The organism is Pseudomonas ogarae (assembly GCF_014268695.2).
GTDB classification, from domain to species: Bacteria; Pseudomonadota; Gammaproteobacteria; order Pseudomonadales; family Pseudomonadaceae; genus Aquipseudomonas; species Aquipseudomonas kilonensis.
On record NZ_CP077086.1, the window covers coordinates 6,277,989 to 6,297,760 of the forward strand.

Consider the following 19,772-nt stretch of genomic DNA (forward strand, 5'->3'; position numbering starts at 1 on the left):
AGACTTTGCATCACAGCAGGCCCAATGTGGGAGCGAGCTTGCTCGCGATGAGGCCGGTCCAGGCATCCTACATTCCGTGGGCCTTCAATAACCGCGCATAACTCCCATCCGCCTTCATCGCCGCGATCTCCCGGTCAAACCCCGCCACGATCTGCTCGTGCTCCGGGTTCTTCAAGCTGACCAGGATGTGCAGGCTGTTTTCACTCAATGCCTTGGGCATGAATTCCACGGCGCTGCGCACCTTGGCCGATTCGCGGGCCAGGTAATAGCGGGCGACGTACTCGTCTTCCAGGGTCAACTTCACGCGGTCCGCAGCCAGCATGCGCACAGCCATCGCGAAGTTATGCACAGGGACTTTCTGCATTTTCGGGTCTTCGTCGAAGTCCTTGGAGTAGGCGTAACCGCGAACCACGGCGATGGGATAGGTCCGCAGCTGTTGCAGGCTGTCGAACTGGATCGATTCGTCCTTGCGCTTGATGAAACGCACGCGATTGAGCAGGTATTCGGCCGAGAACTGGCCAATGTGAGTGCGCTCCTCGCTGTACCAGGCGTTGACCAGCACGTCATAGCGGCCCTCGCCGATACCCAGCATCGCCCGGGCCCAGGGCACTTGTTCGAAGTCCGTGGCATAGCCGGCCCGCGCCAGGGCCGTGCTGACGATATCGGTCGCCAAGCCACCATTGATCAATGTGGAATCGGTAAAGGGCGGCCAGGCATCAGCGACCAGACGCAGCTTTTGCGCGCAAGCCTCGTAGCTCAGCAACAGCAACCCGATCAACGCAAGAGCTCGATGCAATCGCGGCATGCCAAACATCCTTGACGGGTTCAAAGCCCGGTTTGTTTTTAGCCGAAACTCAACGGACATCCTCAGATATCCGGTCCTAACATTAGCTCATTGGAACCGCAGCGCAGTGCTGTCACGAAGATTACACAAAGAAGACAACCCCGCGACAGGGGAATGATGGCATTTTGGTATTTGTCACAGATTTTCCAGTCGCCCGAGAAAGAGACTTCCGGGCCCAGCACGCTTAATATCGGCATCAGGTTCTTCAGGAAATTCAAAAAAATGGATATCGAGTGGGTCTGCAAACATCACAGTGACCTGAGCAAGGAACAGCTGTATGCCATCCTCAAATTGCGTGCCGACGTGTTCGTCGTCGAGCAGAATTGCGCCTACCCGGACGTCGACGGCCTGGACCTTGAAGGCGACACTTACCACCTGATGGCCTGGCAGGACAACCATCTGGTGGCCTACCTGCGCTTGCTCGACCCGCACTCGCAAAACAGTGACGTGGTGATCGGGCGCGTGGTCATCGCGCCACAGGCACGCGGCCAGGGGCTAGGCCACACCTTGATGGAACAGGCGCTCAAACAGGCCGAGAAGCATTGGCCCGGTACGTCGATCTCATTGTCGGCCCAGGCGCATTTGCAGGGGTACTACGGGCGGTACGGGTTTGAAGTGGTGGGGGTGGAATATATGGAGGATGGGATTCCACACATCGGTATGCATCGGCCCTGAGGACGCCATCGCGAGCAAGCTCGCTCCCACAGGGATCTTCAGTGAACAACGATCAAATGTGGGAGCGAGCTTGCTCGCGATGGGGCCAGCCCAGGCACCGAAAAATCAGGGATACTCCAGCACCGCCTTGATCCGCGGTAAATTCCCCTCGATCCACCTCCGATCGATCGCCCCCCAATCGCGAATCCGATAACACCCGGCATGATTGCGCGCGCCGTCCTCTTGTTCGAACTCACAAACGATATCCAGGTCAGCCAGCGCGGCAATGGTGTCCTGGGCCGTACGCCGGGGCATGCCGGTGGCTTCGGTGAGGGCCGGGACGTTGCTGGCGACGCCACTGTCGATCAGGTAAGCCACGTACAAGCGACGGTAGAAGCTGGTCTTGGTCTTGCTCACGTCCATTCAGTCAGTCCTTGTGGGGTTGCAGGTCCCGCCAGGTCAGGTACACCCGCAGGTCGAATTCCAACTGGTGATACCCCGGCAGCATGTGCTCGCAGAGTTGGTAGAACGCCTTGTTGTGGTCCGACTCCTTGAAGTGCGCCAGCTCGTGCACCACGATCATGTTCAGGAACTCGGGCGCCGCGTCCTTGAACAGCGCAGCGATGCGGATTTCCTTCTTGGCCTTGAGCTTGCCGCCCTGGACCCGCGACACCGCCGTGTGCAGGCCGAGGGCGCGGTGGGTCAGGTCCAGGCGACTGTCGAACAGCACCTTGTCGATGGCTGGCGCGTTACGCAGGTATTGCTGCTTGAGGTCCAGCGCATAACCGTACAGGGCCTTGTCGCTCTGGATCGGATGCCGGCCCGGGTAGCGCTGCTGCAGGTAATCGCCCAGTCGGTCCTGGGCGATCAATTGCTGCACTTGGGCTTGCAGGGCGGCGGGGTAGGCCTGGAGGTATTTGAGCACGGTCATCAAGGGGCAACACAGTCACAAGAGGTCGCCAGTGTAGCGAATTCAGGCCTGCACCGCGCTCCAGTCGAACGGTGTGGCGAAGGCATTGGTGTCTTCGGCCATCAAGGGCCGCGCCACGAGGAACCCCTGCACGTACTCACAGCCATGGGCCTGCAGCCACTCATATTGCTCGCGGGTCTCCACCCCTTCGGCGATCACCCGCAAGCCCAGTTGCGTACACAGGTCGATCACCGAAGCGGCTAACGCGGCATCCCGGGGCGACCCCGGCAGGCGGGCGATCAAGTGCCGGTCGAGCTTGAGGGTATCGAGTTCAAGATCGCGCAGATGCGTCAGCGAACAGGGCCCCGAACCGAAGTCATCCAACGCCACGCGCACCCCGAGGTGGCGCAGCAGGCGCAATTGCTTTTGGGTTTCATCGGGATTGCGCATCAGCGCATCCTCGGTCACCTCGACCTCCAGCTGCCGAGGCTTCAAGGCATGGCGCTCCAGGACCTGGCGCAACTCGGTCACCAGGTTGGGCATGCCGAACTGGGTGCTGCTCAGGCTCACCCCCAACACCAGGTCGTCAGCGAACAAGCGCTCCCAGACTTTGCGCTGGGCCGCGCTGCGATGATAAATCCAGCTGCCCAGCCGGCTGATCAACCGCGCCTCTTCCAGCAAGGGCAGGAACAGGCCCGGCGGAACATCACCGACGCTGGGGTGCTGCCAGCGCAACAGCGCCTCGAACCCGCGGATCCGCCCGTCGACGATGCTCACCTGCGGCTGGTAGACCATATTGAAATCGCGGTTCTCGATGGCCGAGCGCACGCTCTCTTCCAGCATCAGCCGTGAACGGGCTCGACCGTTCATTTCATGATCGTAAAAACGGTATTGCTGGCGTCCGGCACGCTTGGCTTCGTACATAGCGATGTCGGACGCCCGCAGCAACCCATCGAGATTGGCGCCACAGTCCGGGTACGTCGCGATGCCGATACTGGCCCCAAGGGCCACGTCCATGCCTTCGATCTGCTGGCAGATCGCGACGCGCTCGATGAGTTTCTCGGCGATCTTGGCTGCCTGCTCGGGAAACTCCAGGTCCAACAGCGCCGTGAACTCGTCACCGCCCAGCCGTGCCAGGATATCGAATGGGCGCAAGCACGCCTTCAACTGCTCCGACACCCAGCGCAACACCCGATCCCCGGCATCATGCCCCAGCGAGTCATTGACCCGCTTGAAGCCATCGAGGTCCAGGTACAGCAACACCCAGTTGCTTTCCAGTCTCTCGCTGCGCATCAACAGGTTTTCCGCGGTCTGGTAGAACCCCCGGCGGTTGAGCAACCCGGTCAGCGGGTCCGTGACGGCCTGGTATTCGAGTTGCTGGTGCAAGTGGCGAACCACGGACATGTCCTGGAGCGTCACCACCATCGCCTTCTGCTCCGAGGGCAACGGCGCACAGGACAAGGCCACCGACACCTGCTGGCCAGGCGCCGTGCGCAGGACCGCGTCATGCAATCGCCAGGTCTCACCGCGACGATAGGCGTTGTGGATATCGGAATCGACCCACTCGGGAATGTGCGGTTTCTGCAGGAAATCCAGGAACGGCATGCCCTGCAATTGCTCGGCAGTGGCATTGAGCAAGCGGCAGGTGGAGGGGTTGGCGAAGCGGATGCAGCCATTCTCATCCACCACCAGGATGCCTTCGGCGGCGTTGTCCAGCACCGAGGCATTGAAGGCCCTGGCCGCTTCGAGATCCTGGCTCAGGCGCTGCAAGGCCCGGCGATTGCGCTGGTGCTCGAGCAACGCCTGGACCTTGGGCTTGAGGATTTGCGGGTCGAAGGGTTTGAACAGGTAATCCACGGCGCCACTGGCGTAGCCCTTGATGACCGCATCCTGGGATTGCTCGTTGGCCGTCAGGAAAATGATCGGCGTGAGCCGCGTGCGCTGGCTGCCGCGCATCAGGCGCGCCACTTCGAAACCGTCCATGTCGGGCATCTGCACATCCAGCAGAACCAGGTCGATGTCATGTTCGAGCAGCAGGTTAAGCGCCTCGACACCCGAGGCTGCGGTCATGACTCGCCAATCCTGACGCTGCAGCAAGGCACGCATGCTGAGCAGGTTTTCAGGGTAATCATCAACAATCAAAAGGACAGAGCTGTCTTCGCCGAGCGGTGGTTGCGCGCATTCCATGCTGCTTCTCTTATCGGGCGCCACGTCCGTTTTTACGTAGCAAAGCGGACAAGTACTGTCCCCTCACTCTAGACCGGGATTGTGAAAAGCAGTAGGTATCAACGCGCCATCATCCAGGCAAAGCCCGAAATAGCCGACTAACGGTCACCCTCCTCGGGCACAAAAGCTGCACAGACAACTTCGACGGACAATTGACGTCAGCCATCCGCCGAAAGGTTGCCAGCCAGTTTCTTCCGTCGCTCACCCGTACGCCCCGAAAAGACCGGCCTAGAGCCTTGCTTTGTGGTGTGCAGCTTTTTCATCGAGTGACATAGGATCCCACCATGATCGATCTCTCAACCTGGAACCTGAGCATTCCCGAAGGCAGCCCTCCTGCCACCATCGAAACCTCTCAACTCGTGCAAGGGTTCCAGGACCAGTATTTCCACTCTGACTCCGGCACGGTGTTTTTCTGGGCACCGGTGACTGGCGCCACGACCACTAATGCTATTTATCCGCGCAGTGAACTTCGTGAAACCTACAGCAACGGCACCTTGCGCAATTGGCTGTACCCGGCGGCGGACAACAAGCTGGCTGCCACCCTGGCCGTCAGCCAAGTGCCCAGCACCGGCAAGATCGTGATTGGTCAGATCCATGCCAAGGACAGCACCCGTCCCATGGTGAAGCTGGAATACCAATATAAAACCTACAGTTCCACCGGCAACATTGTCGCCAAGGTGCGCATGCGCCCGGACGACGAAACAGGCCAGGTCATCACCATCGCCACGGGCATCAAACTGAATCAATCCTTCTCTTACCTGATCCATCTCAGCCCCGCCGGCGTCCTGACCATCAATGGCGCGGGTTACCAGTGGAGCTCCCCCATCAGCTCCACTTGGAGCGACAAGCCGCTGTACTTCAAGGCGGGCGTGTACGTGCAGGACAACACCGGTTATCCCACCGAAGGCGGAACCGTGACGTTCAGCTTGCTGGATATCGATCACCTCTAGGCACTTTGCGTTGGCGCCAGGGCAGCAACGGAATGCTGCCCGCCAAACCCGACACTATCGATGCGCCATAGTTCAGGTCTAGCTCGAAACTACCGACTAACGGTTACCCATCCAGGCATAGATGCTGCAATTGACATATTCGACGGACAATTGACGTCAAGCATCCGCCGGATGGTTACTCAAAAAAGCCCCCTCCTGCGTGATCAACACACTCCAAATGCTCGGAGTAGAGCCTCCCGCTTTGGTACTCAGCACTTTTACGCCCGTGACGCAGGAACCGACCATGATCGATCTCAATACTTGGAACTTGAGCATTCCCGAAGGCAGCCCCGCCATCACTATCGAAACACCTCGGCTGGCCCAGGGGTTCAAGGATGAATACTTCCACTCCGACACCGGCACGCTGTTCTTCTGGGCGCCGGTGACCGGCACCAAGACTGCAAACGCGATCTACCCACGCAGCGAACTGCGCGAAACCTACAGCGACGGCACCCTGCGCAACTGGTTGTACCCGGCGGCGGACAACACCCTGCGTGCCGCCGTAACCGTCAACCAGGTGCCCAGCAGCGGCAAGCTCGTGATCGGTCAGATCCACGCCAAAGACAGCACCAGCCCCATGGTGAAACTGGAGTACCAGTACAAAACCTATAGCTCCACCGGCAACATCGTCGCCAAGGTGCGCATCCGTCCCGACGACGAAACCGGCCAGGTCATCACCATCGCCACCGGCGTGAAGCTCGACCAACGCTTTACCTACATGATCCACCTCAGCCCGAAGGGCGCACTGGGCATCAGTGCGGCGGGCTACAACTGGAGAACCACTGTCGACCCGTCCTGGAAAGTCAAACCGCTGTATTTCAAAGCAGGCGTCTATGTCCAGGACAACACCGGCTACACCACCGAAGGCGGCAAAGCGACGTTCAGCCTGCTGGAAATCAAACACACCACCCTTTGAGCGCTCCCCCCGCCCGCATTAGCAGCATGGAACGCTGCTATCGACCTACCTTCGAAGCACCCATTTAGGGTGTTTTTTTGTTCGCGCGTAGCGAAAGAATCAAATGGCCATCGCACAAGGTTCCGAAAAAAATCGGAATAGCCGACCAATGGTCGTTTGTCTCGGGCACCAAAGCGGCAAACGCAACTCTGACGGACTGTTGACGCCAACCCTCCGCCGGACGACCGCGCCAAATACTCGTCCGCGCACCCTTCTGGCCTCAGCAAAAGCGCGTCTTAGAGCCTCCGGCTGTGGCGTAAATCATTTCTTCTTCTCAGAAAGGATCCGAACATGGTCGATCTTGCAACCTGGAACCTGAGCATTCCCGAAGGCAGTCCGCCAAAAACCATCGAAACCCCTCGGCTGGTGGATGGGTTCCAGGACAAATATTTCAACTCCGAAGGCAGCACGGTGTATTTCTGGTCACCGGTGACCGGCACCAAGACTGAAAACGCGATCTACCCGCGCAGCGAATTGCGCGAGACCTATAAAGACGGCACCTTGCGCAACTGGCTGTACCCCGATGCCGACAACCAATTGCGTGCGAAACTGGTCGTCAGCCAGGTGCCCAGTAGCGGCAAGATCGTGATCGGTCAGATCCATGCCAAGGACAGCAGCAAACCCTTGGTGAAGTTGGAATACCAATACAAAGAGGACAGCTCCACCGGCAACATCGTCGCCAAGGTCCGCATGCGCCCCGATGACGACGAAGGCCGGGTCATCACCGTCGCCTCCGGCGTGAAACTCAATCAGTCCTTCAGTTACCGGATCCACCTTGATCGCACCGGTGACCTGGGCATTACTGCGGCGGGTCGTAGCTGGTACACCACCATCAGCTCCACTTGGCGGGTCAAGCCGTTGTACTTCAAGGCTGGGGTGTACGTGCAGGACAACACTGGCTACACCAGTGAAGGCGGGAAAGTGACGTTCAGCGTGCTGGATATCGATCACAACACCTGAAATTTCACTTCCGATAATCTCGTAGGAAACCCCCTCTTGTGGCGAGGGGATTTATCCCCGTTGGGCTGCGAAGCAGCCCCCTCTTTCCGTCAGCCCCACCGCATGTGCCGACTTTACGGCGGCTGCGCCCCCGAGCGGGAGCAAGCTCCCTCGCCACAGGGGGACGGTGCGTCCTACAGGTCGATTTTGGTCTCGAAAATCTCCTCTATAGTTCGGTGGGTCTGCTGGCTTTGGTCAGTGGGCAGGGGTTTCGCAGCCCTGGTGAGTTAGAATCACGACCGTCAAAAATCGACATAGGCGAATCCTGCCTACGTTCGGCTTTTCATGGCGGCTGTGTGTGGGAGATCTTCGGGTCTGCCGGGTTTCTCTAACTCCTCGGTCTGCGAACCCGCACATGGCTGCCACCCAATTTGTTTCGCAGCGAACGGTGGCGAGTACTTTTTCTTGAGTTAGAGGTTTGTCATGAAAACTGAACAATCGCTTAGCCGCTTCAGCCCACTCACTCCGATCGCTACCACACAACCCATACTGTTCATCGACAGCACCGCTCCACTGACTGAACTCCACGCCTGCGCCAGTGAACGCCTACACGCCACCCTCGACTACCTGACACTCATGGCCTGCGCCACCCTGCGCGATTCGGCCGCCAGCGACTTCAATACCCTCACCAATGTTGCTCGGATCCTGGTCCAGGATGTCACTGATGTGTTTGGTGTCATTGAACAGCGTGGGCTCGAAGGGGAATAAAATATTGCGGGCATATCCATTGCTGCGGTAACGGCTGCTTAGGGTTTCGCCCTTACGGCGAGTCACTTTCGAAAAGCGCGAAAGTAACCAAAGCGCTTCTGCCCCACCACTTGGTGCCTCGCCTAGGCTCGGCATGCCCGAACGCAGGCATTGCTCCGTGGGCCCGCCGCGAAGGGCCATCCATGGCCCAGCGCGGCTAACCCGGCATCCATGACGGGTTGCCCACTCCACAATGCCTGCGTTCGGCCAGCGTGGTTAACGGGGCGCCGAGATCAACGTCCTTTCCGAGGCGGCCTAGTAGCCGACCTGGCTCTTGCGGTCGTATACCCGTCAGATCTGTTTGAGCAGGACCTGTGGGAGCAAAGCTTGCTCGCGAGGCGGCCTGACAGCCGACCTGGCTCTTGCTGGGGACCACGTTTCTCCTGTGGGAGCGAGCCTGCTCGCGATGCGGTGGATCATCTGCATGGATGTCCTCTGACACAGCGCGAGCAAGCTCCCCTCTAATCCAATTGCAAAGTCATCGAGGATGACAGGAGGTCATGTGCATATTCTTTTGAGCAGAGTAGGATTAAATCCCATCTTATCCAGGAGGCTTATCATGCGTAGCACTCAACAGTTCAGCATCACGCTGCCTAACCAAATGGCTGACGTAGTGAAAGCCAAGGTGGCTGCAGGCGAGTACGCCACTGAAAGTGAAGTCATTCGTGATGGCCTCCGGGCGCTGTTGGCTCGTGATCGTGCTTTGGAAAACTGGCTCCTAGGCCAAGTAGCCCCAGCTTACGATGCCTTGAAAGCTGATCCCTCGCGCACACTAAGCGTTGACGAGGTGCGCTCTCGATTGGCAGCAGAGCACCAGAACGCCACTGTAAAATCGTGAATGGCCTATTCCGTCGAGTTTGCACCGCAAGCCCTTGAGCAGTTAGCTGCACTCTATCGCTACATTGCCACAGCGGCGTCGCCGGAAATTGCCCATCGGTATACCGACGCCGTCGTGTCCTACTGTGAAGAACTACAGACGTTCCCTCACCGAGGTAACCCGAGGGACGATATACGCCCGGGTTTGCGCATCACAAACTACCGTAAGCGGACAGTGATTGCCTTTGCCTTTGCCGTTGAGACCGAGCAGGTTTTCATTTTGGGCGTTTTTTACGGCGGACAGGACTTTGAGGGCGCTTTGCAGAGCGAACTGGACGATTGACGCAAGCCCGCCCACGAAGAGGCCGGCACATCCAACATTTTCATCGACTGAACCAACGCCTTCGCGAGCAAGCCCGCTCCCACAGGAGAAACGCGGTCCCACCAAGAACCAGGTCGGCTATAAGGCCGCCTCGCGGTGGACGTTGATCTCGGGCGCCCCGTTAACCACGCTGGCCGAACGCAGGCATTGCGCAGTGGGCATCCCGGCATGGATGCCGGGATAGCCGCGCTGGGCCATGGATGGCCCTTCGCGGCGGGCCCACGGAGCAATGCCGGAGCGAGGCACCGAGTGGTGGGGCAGAAGCGCTTTGGTTACTTTCGCGCTTTTCGAAAGTGACCCGCTGTAAGAGCGGAACCATAAGCCGCCGCCACCCAAAAAACGGATATACCCCCAAATCCCAAACATAAAAAAACCCGCATCACTGCGGGCTTTCTAACAACGCTAAAACATCAATTAACCTTAGCGTTCAACTCACCTTTCAAATACCGCTGATACATAGCCTCCAGAGAGATCGGCTTGATCTTGGAAGCATTACCCGCAGTACCAAACGCCTCATAACGCGCAATACACACATCACGCATCGCCGTCACGGTCGCGCCGAAGAACTTACGCGGATCAAACTCACTCGGATTGGTCGCCATCAAACGACGCATCGCACCAGTAGAAGCCAGACGCAGATCGGTATCGATGTTGACCTTGCGCACGCCGTACTTGATGCCTTCGACGATTTCTTCAACCGGCACGCCGTAGGTTTCCTTGATGTCGCCACCGTACTGGTTGATGATCGCCAGCCATTCCTGCGGAACCGAGGAAGAACCGTGCATCACCAAGTGAGTGTTGGGAATGCGCTTGTGGATTTCCTTGATGCGGTCGATCGCCAGCACGTCGCCGGTTGGCGGCTTGGTGAACTTGTAGGCGCCGTGGCTGGTGCCGATGGCGATGGCCAGGGCGTCGACCTGGGTCTTCTTGACGAAGTCCGCCGCTTCTTCCGGATCGGTCAGCATCTGGCTGTGGTCCAGCACGCCTTCGGCGCCGATGCCGTCTTCTTCACCGGCCATGCCGGTTTCCAGCGAACCCAGGCAACCCAACTCACCTTCCACCGACACGCCGCAGGCGTGGGCCATGGCCACGGTCTGTTGGGTGACGCGTACGTTGTATTCGTAGTCGGTCGGGGTCTTGCCGTCTTCGCCGAGGGAACCGTCCATCATCACCGAGCTGAAGCCCAGCTGGATGGAGCGCTGGCAGACGTCCGGGCTGGTGCCGTGGTCCTGGTGCATGCACACCGGGATATGCGGGAACTCTTCGATCGCTGCCAGGATCAGGTGACGCAGGAACGGCGCGCCAGCGTATTTGCGGGCACCGGCCGAAGCCTGGACGATCACCGGAGAGTCAGTCTTGTCAGCGGCTTCCATGATGGCGCGCATCTGCTCAAGGTTGTTGACGTTAAAGGCTGGAACGCCGTAGCCGAACTCGGCTGCGTGGTCCAGCATCTGACGCATGCTGATAAGTGCCATTGTGTCTCTCTCCCGGTCGAGGGTCGTTAATCGTGCCAGCCTGCCGGAGCGGCGGCGGCTATTCAAGTCATTGCGGATCGGGGGTCGGCCCGAGCTGCGCGTTCGATGCAGCAAAATATCAAAACGTATAGAGGTCCCTGTGGGAGCGGGCTTGCTCGCGAATGCGGTTTCACATTCAGCAAAGATGCAAGCTGACCCGCCGCATTCGCGAGCAAGCCCGCTCCCACATTAGATCTCAGTGGATCAATCAGCCTTGCAGCCACGCCCAATCAAATCATTGGTGGCGACCCAATACACCAGGCCTTCCTCACCCTTGACGTGAAACGCCAGCATGCCATCGCTGTACAGTGAACCTTCAGCACCCGGCTCAAGCTTGAGGCGATAAACCTTATCGGCGCCGCCCAGGCGTACATCGACTTCCTTGTGGGCGGTGTCGGTGTAGCGCCAGAGCACCTTGGCCTCGCTGTCACAGGTCCAGGTCGTCCAACCTTCAACAGGCTCGGAGGCGTGCAAAAAGTCCAACTGCGCACAACCGCCCAGCAATGCCAACGCCACGACGGCGATCAAGCCTTTCATCCGTGTTCCTCGACGGACGGCACACGCCGCCAGCCATGAGTTAAGAGTCAGACCCGTCAAGGACAACCATGTTCCTTGGCCGGGGTTTGCGTCTCGTATTTGTCCAGGCCGTCCGGTCCGGAACGCTTGTTCAGCACCGGGTTGGTCTCGGCCTGCCAGTCGGCCTGGTAACAGCCGTCTTCAGGCGCCGGCGTGCCGGGTTGCGGGGCCGGAGCCTGCGGGCTGCTTGAGCAGGCCACCAGCATCGTCGCCGCCAACAGCAACGGGATCGTCTTGACCATCAGAACACTCCTTTGCCTGGTCAATGGTGCTTCAGGCCTTGGCCCGGCTTTCCAGGACTTCCACGGCAGGCAACACCTTGCCTTCGACGAACTCGAGGAATGCGCCGCCACCGGTAGAAATGTAGGAGATCTGCGAAGCCACGCCATACTTGTCGATGGCCGCCAGGGTGTCACCGCCACCGGCGATGGAGAACGCAGCGCTGTCGGCGATGGCCTGGGCCAGCACCTTGGTGCCGTTGCCGAACTGGTCGAACTCGAACACACCGACCGGACCGTTCCACAGAATCGTCTTGGAAGATTTCAGCAGTTCGGCGAAGTTGGCTGCGGTTTGCGGGCCGATGTCGAGAATCATGTCGTCCTCGGCTACGTCATCGATCAGCTTGACGGTGGCGGTAGCGCTTTCTGCGAATTCCTTGGCCACGACCACGTCCACCGGCAACGGTACGCTGACCTTGGCGGCGATTTCCCGGGCGGTGTCCAGCAGGTCCGGTTCGTACAGGGATTTTCCGACCGGGTGACCCGCAGCAGCGAGGAAGGTGTTGGCAATGCCGCCGCCGACGATCAACTGGTTGCAGACCTGGCTCAGGCTGTTGAGCACGTCCAGCTTGGTGGAGACCTTGGAGCCGGCAACAATGGCGGCCATCGGCTGGGCCGGTGAGCCCAGGGCCTTGCCCAGTGCGTCCAGTTCGGCAGCCAGCAACGGGCCTGCGGCGGCGACTTTGGCGAACTTCGCCACGCCATGGGTCGAACCCTCGGCGCGGTGGGCAGTGCCGAAGGCGTCCATCACGAACACGTCGCACAGGGCGGCGTATTGCTGAGCCAGTTCGTCAGCGTTCTTTTTCTCGCCCTTGTTGAAGCGCACGTTTTCGAACAGCACGACATCGCCGGCCTTCACGTCCACGCCGCCCAGGTAGTCAGCAACCAATGGCACGTCACGGCCCAAGGCCTTGCTCAGGTAATCAGCCACAGGCTTGAGGCTGTTTTCCGCCGAGAACTCGCCTTCGGTCGGACGGCCCAGGTGGGAGCAGACCATCACGGCCGCGCCTTTTTCCAGGGCCAGCTTGATGGTCGGCAGCGAAGCCAGGATACGCGCGTCGCTGGTGACAACACCGTCCTTGACGGGGACGTTGAGGTCTTCGCGGATCAGTACGCGCTTACCTTGCAGATCGAGGTCGGACATCTTCAACACGGTCATGGGTCGCAATTCCTGGGTAACTGTTTAGAGAGCAGGTTTTTTAGAAGCGGTTTGCAGGTAATGCTCGGCAACGTCCAGCATTCGGTTGGCAAACCCCCATTCGTTGTCGAACCAGGCCAGGATGTTCACAAGCCGAGGCCCGGAAACACGGGTCTGGCTGGCATCGACGATGGCCGAATGCGGGTCATGGTTAAAATCACAACTGGCATGAGGCAACTCGGTGTAGGCCAGAAGGCCTTTGAGCGGACCGCTGGTGGCGGCTTCGCGCAGGATCCGGTTGACCTCGGTGGCGTCGGTATCGCTCACGGTCTGCATCGTAATGTCGAGGCAGGACACGTTGACCGTCGGCACCCGCACGGCTTTGGCCTGAATTCGCCCCGCAAGTTCCGGCAGCAGCCGTTCGATGCCACGCGCCAGACCAGTGGACACCGGAATCACCGATTGGAACGCCGAACGGGTGCGGCGCAAGTCCTCATGGTGGTAGGCGTCGATCACCGGCTGGTCGTTCATCGCCGAGTGGATGGTGGTGATCGACACGTACTCCAGGCCAATGGCCTGGTCCAGCAAGCGCAACAGCGGCACGCCGCAGTTGGTGGTGCAAGACGCGTTGGACACCAGCAGCTCTTCGCCGGTCAGGCAATCCTGGTTCACGCCGTAGACAATGGTGGCGTCCACGTCCGCTTCACTGGCCATCGGCTGGGAGAACAGCACCCGTGGCGCGCCGGCAGCGAGAAAACGCTGGCCGTCTTCGCGGGTGTGGTAGGCGCCGGAGCACTCGAGCACCAGATCGACATCCAGGGACGCCCAATCGATGCCTTCGGGGGTGGCACTGCGCAAGACCTTCACGCAGTCGCCGTTAATATGCAGACAATCGCCCTCGACCCGCACTTCGCCAGGAAACCGGCCGTGGGTGGAGTCAAAGCGTGTCAGGTATTCGATACTGGCCATGTCGGCCAGGTCATTGATCGCCACAATCTCGAAACCGGCCTTGGCCCCTCGTTCGAACAACGCACGCAGGACGCAACGACCTATCCGGCCGTAGCCGTTGAGTGCAACTTTGTAGGGACGCGGTTGGGGCATGGGGTTCTCGATTAGCGGGGTGAATCCTTCAATCCTGCATTGCCTGGGCCATCGCTATCGCGAGCAAGCTCGCTCCCACATGGGATTGCATTCCAAATGTGGGAGCGAGCTTGCTCGCGAAGGCGTCAGTTCAGACGACGCAACTTTCGGATCAGTCTTCCAGCAGCTCTTCCGCCTGACCCAGGATGTTTTCCAGGGTGAAGCCGAATTCCTCGAACAGCGCCGGCGCAGGTGCCGACTCGCCATAGGTAGTCATGCCGATCACGCGGCCTTCCAGGCCCACGTACTTGTACCAGTAATCGGCGTGGGCAGCCTCGATGGCGATCCGCGCACTGACCTGCAGCGGCAACACCGCTTGCTTGTAGCCGGCATCCTGGGCGTCGAACACGCTGGTGCACGGCATGGACACTACGCGCACGTTGCGGCCCTGCTCGGTCAGCTTGTCGTAGGCCTGAACGGCCAGGCCGACTTCCGAACCGGTGGCGATCAGGATCAGCTCCGGCTCGCCGATGCAGTCCTTGAGCACGTAGCCGCCGCGAGCGATATCGCCGATCTGGTCGGCATCGCGGTTCTGGTGCTGCAGGTTCTGGCGGGAGAAGATCAGCGCCGATGGACCGTCGTTGCGCTCGATGGCGTGTTTCCAGGCCACCGCCGACTCCACGGCATCGCAAGGGCGCCACGTGTCCAGGTTCGGCGTGCAACGCAGGCTCGCCAGTTGCTCGATCGGCTGGTGAGTCGGGCCGTCTTCGCCCAGGCCGATGGAATCGTGGGTGAACACATACAGGATGCGTTTTTTCATCAGCGCCGACATGCGCACTGCGTTGCGGGCATATTCCATGAACATCAGGAAGGTCGCGCCGTAAGGCACCAGACCGCCGTGCAGCGCCACACCGTTCATGATCGCGCTCATGCCGAACTCGCGAACGCCGTAGTACATGTAGTTGCCGCTGGCATCTTCAGCGCTGACGCCTTTGCAGCCTTTCCACAGGGTCAGGTTGGAACCGGCCAGGTCGGCCGAACCGCCCAGCAGTTCCGGCAGCAATGGGCCGAAGGCGTTCAAGGTGTTCTGGCTGGCCTTGCGGCTGGCGATGGTTTCGCCCTTGGCGGCGACTTCAGCGATGTACGCCGAGGCTTTTTCGGCGAAGTCGGCCGGCAGCTCGCCACTGAGGCGACGCACCAGCTCGTTGGCCAGTTCAGGGAATTCGGCGGAATACGCGGCGAAACGCTGATCCCATTCGGCTTCGAGCGCGCGGCCTTTTTCCTTGGCATCCCACTCGGCGTAAATGTCGGCCGGGATTTCGAACGGGCCATGGTCCCACTTCAGCGCGGCGCGGGTCAGGGCGATTTCCTCGGCACCCAATGGCGCGCCGTGGCAGTCTTCCTTGCCTTGCTTGTTCGGCGAGCCGAAACCGATGGTGGTCTTGCAGCAGATCAGGGTCGGCTGGGCGCTTTTGCGGGCCGTCTCGATGGCAGTCTTGATCTCTTCCGGATCGTGACCGTCGACATTGCGGATCACCAGCCAGTTGTAGGCTTCGAAGCGCTTGGGAGTGTCGTCGGTGAACCAGCCTTCGACTTCGCCATCGATGGAGATGCCGTTGTCGTCATAGAAAGCGATCAGCTTGTCCAGGCCCAGGGTGCCGGCCAGGGAGGCGACTTCGTGGGAAATGCCTTCCATCATGCAGCCATCACCCAGGAATACGTAGGTGTGGTGATCGACGACGTTATGGCCGGGGCGGTTGAACTGCGCGGCCAGGACTTTTTCTGCCAGTGCAAAACCCACGGCGTTGGCCAGGCCCTGGCCCAATGGACCGGTGGTGGTTTCCACGCCTGGGGTGTAGCCGTATTCCGGGTGGCCCGGGGTGCGGCTGTGCAGTTGACGGAAGCTCTTCAGGTCATCGATCGACAAGTCGTAGCCGGTCAGGTGCAGCAGCGAGTAGATCAACATCGAGCCGTGACCATTGGACAGCACGAAGCGGTCACGGTCGGCGAAGGCTGGGTTGCTCGGGCTGTGCTTGAGGTAGTCGCGCCAAAGCACCTCGGCGATATCCGCCATACCCATGGGGGCACCGGGATGGCCGCTGTTGGCTTTCTGCACGGCATCCATGCTGAGGGCACGAATGGCATTGGCACGCTCACGACGGCTGGGCATCGCTGTTCTCCTGCGGGTATTGAATCGAGAATGAATAAAATGGAACTGAAAAAAGGCGAGCATTTTCCCTCACCCACCCACCCCGGGGCAATGACAGATAGTCATCCTTGGGCGTTTTTCCGGTGGATAAAGCCGCATTCACCAGGTGAAACCTTTCCGCTGATGGTTTGTAGAGTCAAGCACAGGTTGGGAAGTGCCATTTATCCACCAATATCAAAACTTTTTGATATTGAACTTGCAGGGTTCCAGTCCCCTCACTAGACTGCCGCACATGAACTTACCTGCACCTTCCATTCGCCATGACGACTGCGATGAGCTGGCGGCCCTTTGCAAGGCCGGCGGCGATCCGTTGCGGCTCAATGTATTGCGCGCCCTGGCCAATGACTCGTTCGGCGTACTGGAGCTGGCGCAGATATTCGGCATCGGTCAGTCCGGGATGAGCCACCACCTCAAGGTCCTGGCCCAGGCGGACTTGGTGGCGACCCGCCGGGAAGGCAACGCCATTTTCTATCGCCGCGCCCTGCCCCACACCGACCTCCTGGGCGGCAAGCTGCACACGGCGCTGCTGGACGAAGTGGACGCGCTGAACCTGCCGATCGACGTGCAGGCCCGCATCGCCCAGGTACACGGGCAACGGGCCGCCGCCAGCCAGGACTTCTTCGCACGGGTCGCCGAGAAATTTCGTGCCCAGCAAGACCTGATCGCCGGCTTGCCGCAATACCGCGAAAGCGTCGTGGCGCTGCTCGACAAACTAAGCTTCGAAGCCACGGCCACGGCGATCGAAGTTGGCCCCGGCGACGGTGCTTTTCTGCCGGAACTGGCGCGACGCTTCAGCCAGGTGACGGCGCTGGACAACAGCCCGGCCATGCTCGAATTGGCGCGCCAGGTGTGTGAACGCGAGGCGCTGGCTAACGTCAGCCTGCAACTGGCCGATGCCCTGGATGGCATGAGCCTGCAGGCCGACTGCGTAGTATTGAACATGGTGCTTCATCATTTCGCCGCGCCGGCCGATGCACTCAGGCACATGGCCGGCCTGCTGCAACCGGGCGGCAGCCTGCTGGTGACGGAGTTATGCAGTCACAACCAGAGCTGGGCCAGGGAGGCCTGTGGCGATCTCTGGCTCGGATTTGAACAGGACGACCTGGCCCGCTGGGCCACCGCTGCGGGCCTCGTGCCCGGGGAAAGCCTTTATGTAGGCTTACGTAATGGTTTCCAGATCCAGGTCCGCCACTTTCAGCGGCCGACTGGCGACACTCACCAACGGTAACTTGTAGGAAAACATCGAGATGAGCGAATACTCCCTTTTCACCTCCGAGTCCGTGTCTGAAGGGCATCCGGACAAAATCGCCGACCAGATTTCTGATGCGGTGCTGGACGCCATCATTGCTGAAGACAAGTTCGCCCGCGTGGCGTGCGAGACTCTGGTGAAAACGGGCGTGGCGATCATCGCCGGCGAAGTCACCACGTCGGCCTGGGTCGACCTGGAACAGATCGTCCGCGACGTGATCCTGGGCATTGGCTACAACAGCTCCGACGTCGGCTTCGACGGCGCGACCTGTGGCGTAATGAACATCATTGGCAAGCAGTCCCCCGACATCAACCAAGGCGTTGATCGGGCCAAGCCTGAAGACCAGGGTGCCGGCGACCAGGGCCTGATGTTCGGCTACGCCAGCAACGAGACCGACGTGCTGATGCCGGCCCCGATCACCTTCTCGCACCAGTTGGTTCAACGCCAGGCCGAGGCCCGTAAATCCGGGCTGTTGCCTTGGCTGCGCCCGGACGCCAAGTCCCAGGTGACCTGCCGTTACGAAGGCGGCAAGGTGGTCGGTATCGATGCCGTCGTCCTGTCGACCCAGCACAACCCCGATGTGTCCTACAAAGACCTGCGCGAAGGCGTGATGGAACTGATCGTCAAGCACGTACTGCCTGCCGAGTTGCTGTCCAAGGACACCCAGTTCCACATCAACCCGACCGGCCAGTTCATCATCGGCGGCCCGGTGGGTGACTGCGGCCTGACCGGTCGCAAGATCATCGTCGACAGCTACGGCGGCATGGCCCGTCACGGCGGCGGCGCGTTCTCCGGCAAGGACCCATCGAAGGTTGACCGTTCGGCGGCCTACGCCGGTCGTTACGTCGCCAAGAACATCGTCGCCGCCGGCCTGGCCGAGCGCTGCGAGATCCAGGTGTCCTACGCCATTGGCGTGGCCCAGCCTACGTCGATCTCGCTGAACACCTTCGGCACCGGCAAGATCGGCGATGACAAGATCATCAACCTGGTCCGTGAAGTGTTCGACCTGCGTCCATACGCCATCACCACCATGCTCGACCTGCTGCACCCGATGTACCAGGACACTGCAGCCTATGGCCACTTCGGTCGCACGCCGCAGATCAAAACCGTGGGTGACGATACCTTCACCACCTTCACCTGGGAAAAAACCGACCGCGCCGACGCCTTGCGCGCCGCTGCTGGCCTGTAACACCCTCGTGTAAAGAAAAGCCCCTGGCGACTGTGTCGTCAGGGGCTTTTTCATGCCAGGCTCTTGAGGCGAGAGAATTTATCTGTGGGAGCAAGGCTTGCCCGCGATGAGGACAACGCGGTCCCTGCGGTAACGAGGCGCCTGTATCGCGGGCAAGCCTTGCTCCCACAAAACTCCCTCGCCATGGCGCTCAAGCCCGTCGTGCCACCAGCAAAAACGAAGCCGCACTGGCCAGCAGCCCAGCACACATCCGATTGAACAGGCGCTTGCCACTGGGCCGGGCGAACAGCCGTCGCGCGTAAATGCCCATGTAGCAATACAGGCCGATGGCGATGCACTCCAGTGCCAGGAACAAACCTCCCAGCACGGCGAACTGTTGGGTGACGGTACCTGTTCGGTCGACGAATTGCGGCAGGAACGCGGTGAACAACAGGATCGCCTTCGGATTGCCAATCGCCACCAGGAACTCCTGGCGCGCCAGGCCAGCCCGGCTCATCGACGCGACCGCGGCTTCACTGCCGGCCTCAGGCTGGGCCCGCCACAATTGCACAGCCAAATAGAACAGGTACCCGGCACCGACGAGCTTGATCCCCAGGAACAGCAACTCCGAGGTGTGCAGCACCGCAGTGAGCCCTACCGCCGCCAGGGCGATCATGATCGCAAACGCCAGTAGCCGACCGATGCCGCCGCTGCACGCCCGGACGAAGCCATAACGCGAGGCGTTACTGATGGACAGCAGGTTGTTCGGCCCCGGCGCCATGTTCAGCGCAAAGCAGGCCGGGATGAAAACAGCGAGCGTCGACAGTTCCATCGAGAGCATTCCAGGCAGCGGCGAATCGAAAGCCCATTCTGCGCCGGCCGTTGACGAGGACAAGGCACAGTTGCACGGCTAAATCGCCTCGCACTGTACCGCCGCGATTTTGCCACCAGGCCCCGCAAAATCCGGTAACGCTCCGGGCCTCGCAACTTCCGGGACGGTGACTAGCCTTCAGTGCTCAACCAAGCAAGGATGCTTCG

The 19,772-nt window shown here is 60.2% G+C and carries 21 protein-coding genes; 10 read left to right on the top strand and 11 right to left on the bottom strand.

All coding sequences use genetic code 11. From position 1 onward, the window contains the following. Positions 1-67: 67 nt before the first annotated feature. On the bottom strand, positions 68-805 hold the full coding sequence (locus HU749_RS27780; RefSeq protein WP_095963594.1) for a substrate-binding periplasmic protein: 738 nt from the start codon (positions 803-805) through the stop codon (positions 68-70). Between the two features lie 261 nt (positions 806-1,066). Between HU749_RS27780 and HU749_RS27785 the strand changes: the two genes are divergently transcribed. Further along, positions 1,067-1,519: a GNAT family N-acetyltransferase gene (locus HU749_RS27785; RefSeq protein WP_079302935.1), complete on the top strand. Its 453-nt coding sequence runs from the start codon at positions 1,067-1,069 to the stop codon at positions 1,517-1,519. Between the two features lie 105 nt (positions 1,520-1,624). Here HU749_RS27785 and HU749_RS27790 read toward each other — a convergent pair whose 3' ends face one another. The 3 genes from HU749_RS27790 to HU749_RS27800 are packed head-to-tail and all read right to left on the bottom strand — an operon-like array spanning position 1,625 to position 4,595. Continuing rightward, the gene (locus HU749_RS27790; protein ID WP_079302936.1) at positions 1,625-1,921 is read right to left on the bottom strand and encodes a winged helix-turn-helix domain-containing protein; all 297 of its coding nucleotides are present in this window, start codon (positions 1,919-1,921) and stop codon (positions 1,625-1,627) included. Between the two features lie 4 nt (positions 1,922-1,925). Then, positions 1,926-2,429, bottom strand: a complete 504-nt coding sequence (locus HU749_RS27795; protein ID WP_186649218.1) for a M48 metallopeptidase family protein — start codon at positions 2,427-2,429, stop codon at positions 1,926-1,928. A gap of 42 nt (positions 2,430-2,471) precedes the next feature. Continuing rightward, positions 2,472-4,595, bottom strand: a complete 2,124-nt coding sequence (locus tag HU749_RS27800; protein ID WP_014340618.1) for a putative bifunctional diguanylate cyclase/phosphodiesterase — start codon at positions 4,593-4,595, stop codon at positions 2,472-2,474. A 323-nt stretch (positions 4,596-4,918) separates the two neighbouring features. Here HU749_RS27800 and HU749_RS27805 point away from each other — a divergent pair, with 323 nt between their 5' ends. The 6 genes from HU749_RS27805 (at position 4,919) to HU749_RS27830 (ending at position 9,483) form a co-directional block, all read left to right on the top strand. Then, positions 4,919-5,584 carry a polysaccharide lyase family 7 protein gene (locus tag HU749_RS27805; RefSeq protein WP_046063278.1) on the top strand — a complete coding sequence of 222 codons (666 nt, stop codon included), beginning with the start codon at positions 4,919-4,921 and terminating at the stop codon, positions 5,582-5,584. 283 nt (positions 5,585-5,867) lie between these two features. Then, the gene (locus tag HU749_RS27810; protein WP_046063277.1) at positions 5,868-6,539 is read left to right on the top strand and encodes a polysaccharide lyase family 7 protein; all 672 of its coding nucleotides are present in this window, start codon (positions 5,868-5,870) and stop codon (positions 6,537-6,539) included. A gap of 330 nt (positions 6,540-6,869) precedes the next feature. Next, the gene (locus HU749_RS27815; RefSeq protein WP_046063276.1) at positions 6,870-7,538 is read left to right on the top strand and encodes a polysaccharide lyase family 7 protein; all 669 of its coding nucleotides are present in this window, start codon (positions 6,870-6,872) and stop codon (positions 7,536-7,538) included. 462 nt (positions 7,539-8,000) lie between these two features. Continuing rightward, a complete protein-coding gene (locus HU749_RS27820; RefSeq protein WP_014340621.1) occupies positions 8,001-8,285 on the top strand; it encodes a hypothetical protein in 285 nt (94 codons plus the stop codon). A 598-nt stretch (positions 8,286-8,883) separates the two neighbouring features. Then, positions 8,884-9,162, top strand: a complete 279-nt coding sequence (locus HU749_RS27825; RefSeq protein WP_079302414.1) for a ribbon-helix-helix domain-containing protein — start codon at positions 8,884-8,886, stop codon at positions 9,160-9,162. Further along, positions 9,163-9,483 (top strand): type II toxin-antitoxin system RelE/ParE family toxin, encoded by a 321-nt coding sequence (locus tag HU749_RS27830; RefSeq protein ID WP_079302415.1) that lies wholly within the window; start codon positions 9,163-9,165, stop codon positions 9,481-9,483. Positions 9,484-9,932: 449 nt separating this feature from the next. Here the strand turns inward: HU749_RS27830 and fba are convergent, their stop codons facing one another. The 6 genes from fba to tkt form a co-directional block, all read right to left on the bottom strand. Beyond that, complete coding sequence (gene fba, locus HU749_RS27835; protein ID WP_003177554.1) at positions 9,933-10,997, bottom strand: class II fructose-bisphosphate aldolase; 1,065 nt, start codon at positions 10,995-10,997, stop codon at positions 9,933-9,935. A gap of 243 nt (positions 10,998-11,240) precedes the next feature. After that, a complete protein-coding gene (locus HU749_RS27840) occupies positions 11,241-11,573 on the bottom strand; it encodes an MliC family protein (protein ID WP_186649220.1) in 333 nt (110 codons plus the stop codon). 56 nt (positions 11,574-11,629) lie between these two features. Next, the gene (locus HU749_RS27845) at positions 11,630-11,854 is read right to left on the bottom strand and encodes a YajG family lipoprotein (RefSeq protein ID WP_014340623.1); all 225 of its coding nucleotides are present in this window, start codon (positions 11,852-11,854) and stop codon (positions 11,630-11,632) included. Positions 11,855-11,885: 31 nt separating this feature from the next. Next, complete coding sequence (locus tag HU749_RS27850) at positions 11,886-13,049, bottom strand: phosphoglycerate kinase (protein WP_079302943.1); 1,164 nt, start codon at positions 13,047-13,049, stop codon at positions 11,886-11,888. Between the two features lie 24 nt (positions 13,050-13,073). Continuing rightward, positions 13,074-14,129: an erythrose-4-phosphate dehydrogenase gene (epd, locus tag HU749_RS27855; RefSeq protein ID WP_014340625.1), complete on the bottom strand. Its 1,056-nt coding sequence runs from the start codon at positions 14,127-14,129 to the stop codon at positions 13,074-13,076. A 151-nt stretch (positions 14,130-14,280) separates the two neighbouring features. After that, positions 14,281-16,278: a transketolase gene (gene tkt, locus HU749_RS27860; protein ID WP_046063270.1), complete on the bottom strand. Its 1,998-nt coding sequence runs from the start codon at positions 16,276-16,278 to the stop codon at positions 14,281-14,283. Positions 16,279-16,308: 30 nt separating this feature from the next. Here tkt and HU749_RS27865 point away from each other — a divergent pair, with 30 nt between their 5' ends. The 3 genes from HU749_RS27865 to metK are packed head-to-tail and all read left to right on the top strand — an operon-like array spanning position 16,309 to position 18,755. Next, entirely contained in the window at positions 16,309-16,539 is a 231-nt protein-coding gene (locus HU749_RS27865) for a hypothetical protein (RefSeq protein ID WP_141248989.1), read from the top strand. Between the two features lie 10 nt (positions 16,540-16,549). After that, on the top strand, positions 16,550-17,545 hold the full coding sequence (locus HU749_RS27870; RefSeq protein ID WP_046063269.1) for an ArsR/SmtB family transcription factor: 996 nt from the start codon (positions 16,550-16,552) through the stop codon (positions 17,543-17,545). Positions 17,546-17,564: 19 nt separating this feature from the next. Beyond that, entirely contained in the window at positions 17,565-18,755 is a 1,191-nt protein-coding gene (metK, locus tag HU749_RS27875) for a methionine adenosyltransferase (protein ID WP_014340628.1), read from the top strand. A gap of 190 nt (positions 18,756-18,945) precedes the next feature. Here metK and HU749_RS27880 read toward each other — a convergent pair whose 3' ends face one another. Then, positions 18,946-19,566: a LysE family translocator gene (locus HU749_RS27880; RefSeq protein ID WP_014340629.1), complete on the bottom strand. Its 621-nt coding sequence runs from the start codon at positions 19,564-19,566 to the stop codon at positions 18,946-18,948. Positions 19,567-19,772: the final 206 nt, after the last annotated feature.

Coding starts and splice junctions, on each gene's coding strand:
- HU749_RS27780 (WP_095963594.1), bottom strand. CDS start 805: ATGCCGCGATTGCATCGAGCTCTTGCGTTGATCGGGTTGCTGTTGCTG.
- HU749_RS27785 (WP_079302935.1), top strand. CDS start 1,067: ATGGATATCGAGTGGGTCTGCAAACATCACAGTGACCTGAGCAAGGAA.
- HU749_RS27790 (WP_079302936.1), bottom strand. CDS start 1,921: ATGGACGTGAGCAAGACCAAGACCAGCTTCTACCGTCGCTTGTACGTG.
- HU749_RS27795 (WP_186649218.1), bottom strand. CDS start 2,429: ATGACCGTGCTCAAATACCTCCAGGCCTACCCCGCCGCCCTGCAAGCC.
- HU749_RS27800 (WP_014340618.1), bottom strand. CDS start 4,595: ATGGAATGCGCGCAACCACCGCTCGGCGAAGACAGCTCTGTCCTTTTG.
- HU749_RS27805 (WP_046063278.1), top strand. CDS start 4,919: ATGATCGATCTCTCAACCTGGAACCTGAGCATTCCCGAAGGCAGCCCT.
- HU749_RS27810 (WP_046063277.1), top strand. CDS start 5,868: ATGATCGATCTCAATACTTGGAACTTGAGCATTCCCGAAGGCAGCCCC.
- HU749_RS27815 (WP_046063276.1), top strand. CDS start 6,870: ATGGTCGATCTTGCAACCTGGAACCTGAGCATTCCCGAAGGCAGTCCG.
- HU749_RS27820 (WP_014340621.1), top strand. CDS start 8,001: ATGAAAACTGAACAATCGCTTAGCCGCTTCAGCCCACTCACTCCGATC.
- HU749_RS27825 (WP_079302414.1), top strand. CDS start 8,884: ATGCGTAGCACTCAACAGTTCAGCATCACGCTGCCTAACCAAATGGCT.
- HU749_RS27830 (WP_079302415.1), top strand. CDS start 9,163: ATGGCCTATTCCGTCGAGTTTGCACCGCAAGCCCTTGAGCAGTTAGCT.
- fba (WP_003177554.1), bottom strand. CDS start 10,997: ATGGCACTTATCAGCATGCGTCAGATGCTGGACCACGCAGCCGAGTTC.
- HU749_RS27840 (WP_186649220.1), bottom strand. CDS start 11,573: ATGAAAGGCTTGATCGCCGTCGTGGCGTTGGCATTGCTGGGCGGTTGT.
- HU749_RS27845 (WP_014340623.1), bottom strand. CDS start 11,854: ATGGTCAAGACGATCCCGTTGCTGTTGGCGGCGACGATGCTGGTGGCC.
- HU749_RS27850 (WP_079302943.1), bottom strand. CDS start 13,049: ATGACCGTGTTGAAGATGTCCGACCTCGATCTGCAAGGTAAGCGCGTA.
- epd (WP_014340625.1), bottom strand. CDS start 14,129: ATGCCCCAACCGCGTCCCTACAAAGTTGCACTCAACGGCTACGGCCGG.
- tkt (WP_046063270.1), bottom strand. CDS start 16,278: ATGCCCAGCCGTCGTGAGCGTGCCAATGCCATTCGTGCCCTCAGCATG.
- HU749_RS27865 (WP_141248989.1), top strand. CDS start 16,309: ATGAATAAAATGGAACTGAAAAAAGGCGAGCATTTTCCCTCACCCACC.
- HU749_RS27870 (WP_046063269.1), top strand. CDS start 16,550: ATGAACTTACCTGCACCTTCCATTCGCCATGACGACTGCGATGAGCTG.
- metK (WP_014340628.1), top strand. CDS start 17,565: ATGAGCGAATACTCCCTTTTCACCTCCGAGTCCGTGTCTGAAGGGCAT.
- HU749_RS27880 (WP_014340629.1), bottom strand. CDS start 19,566: ATGGAACTGTCGACGCTCGCTGTTTTCATCCCGGCCTGCTTTGCGCTG.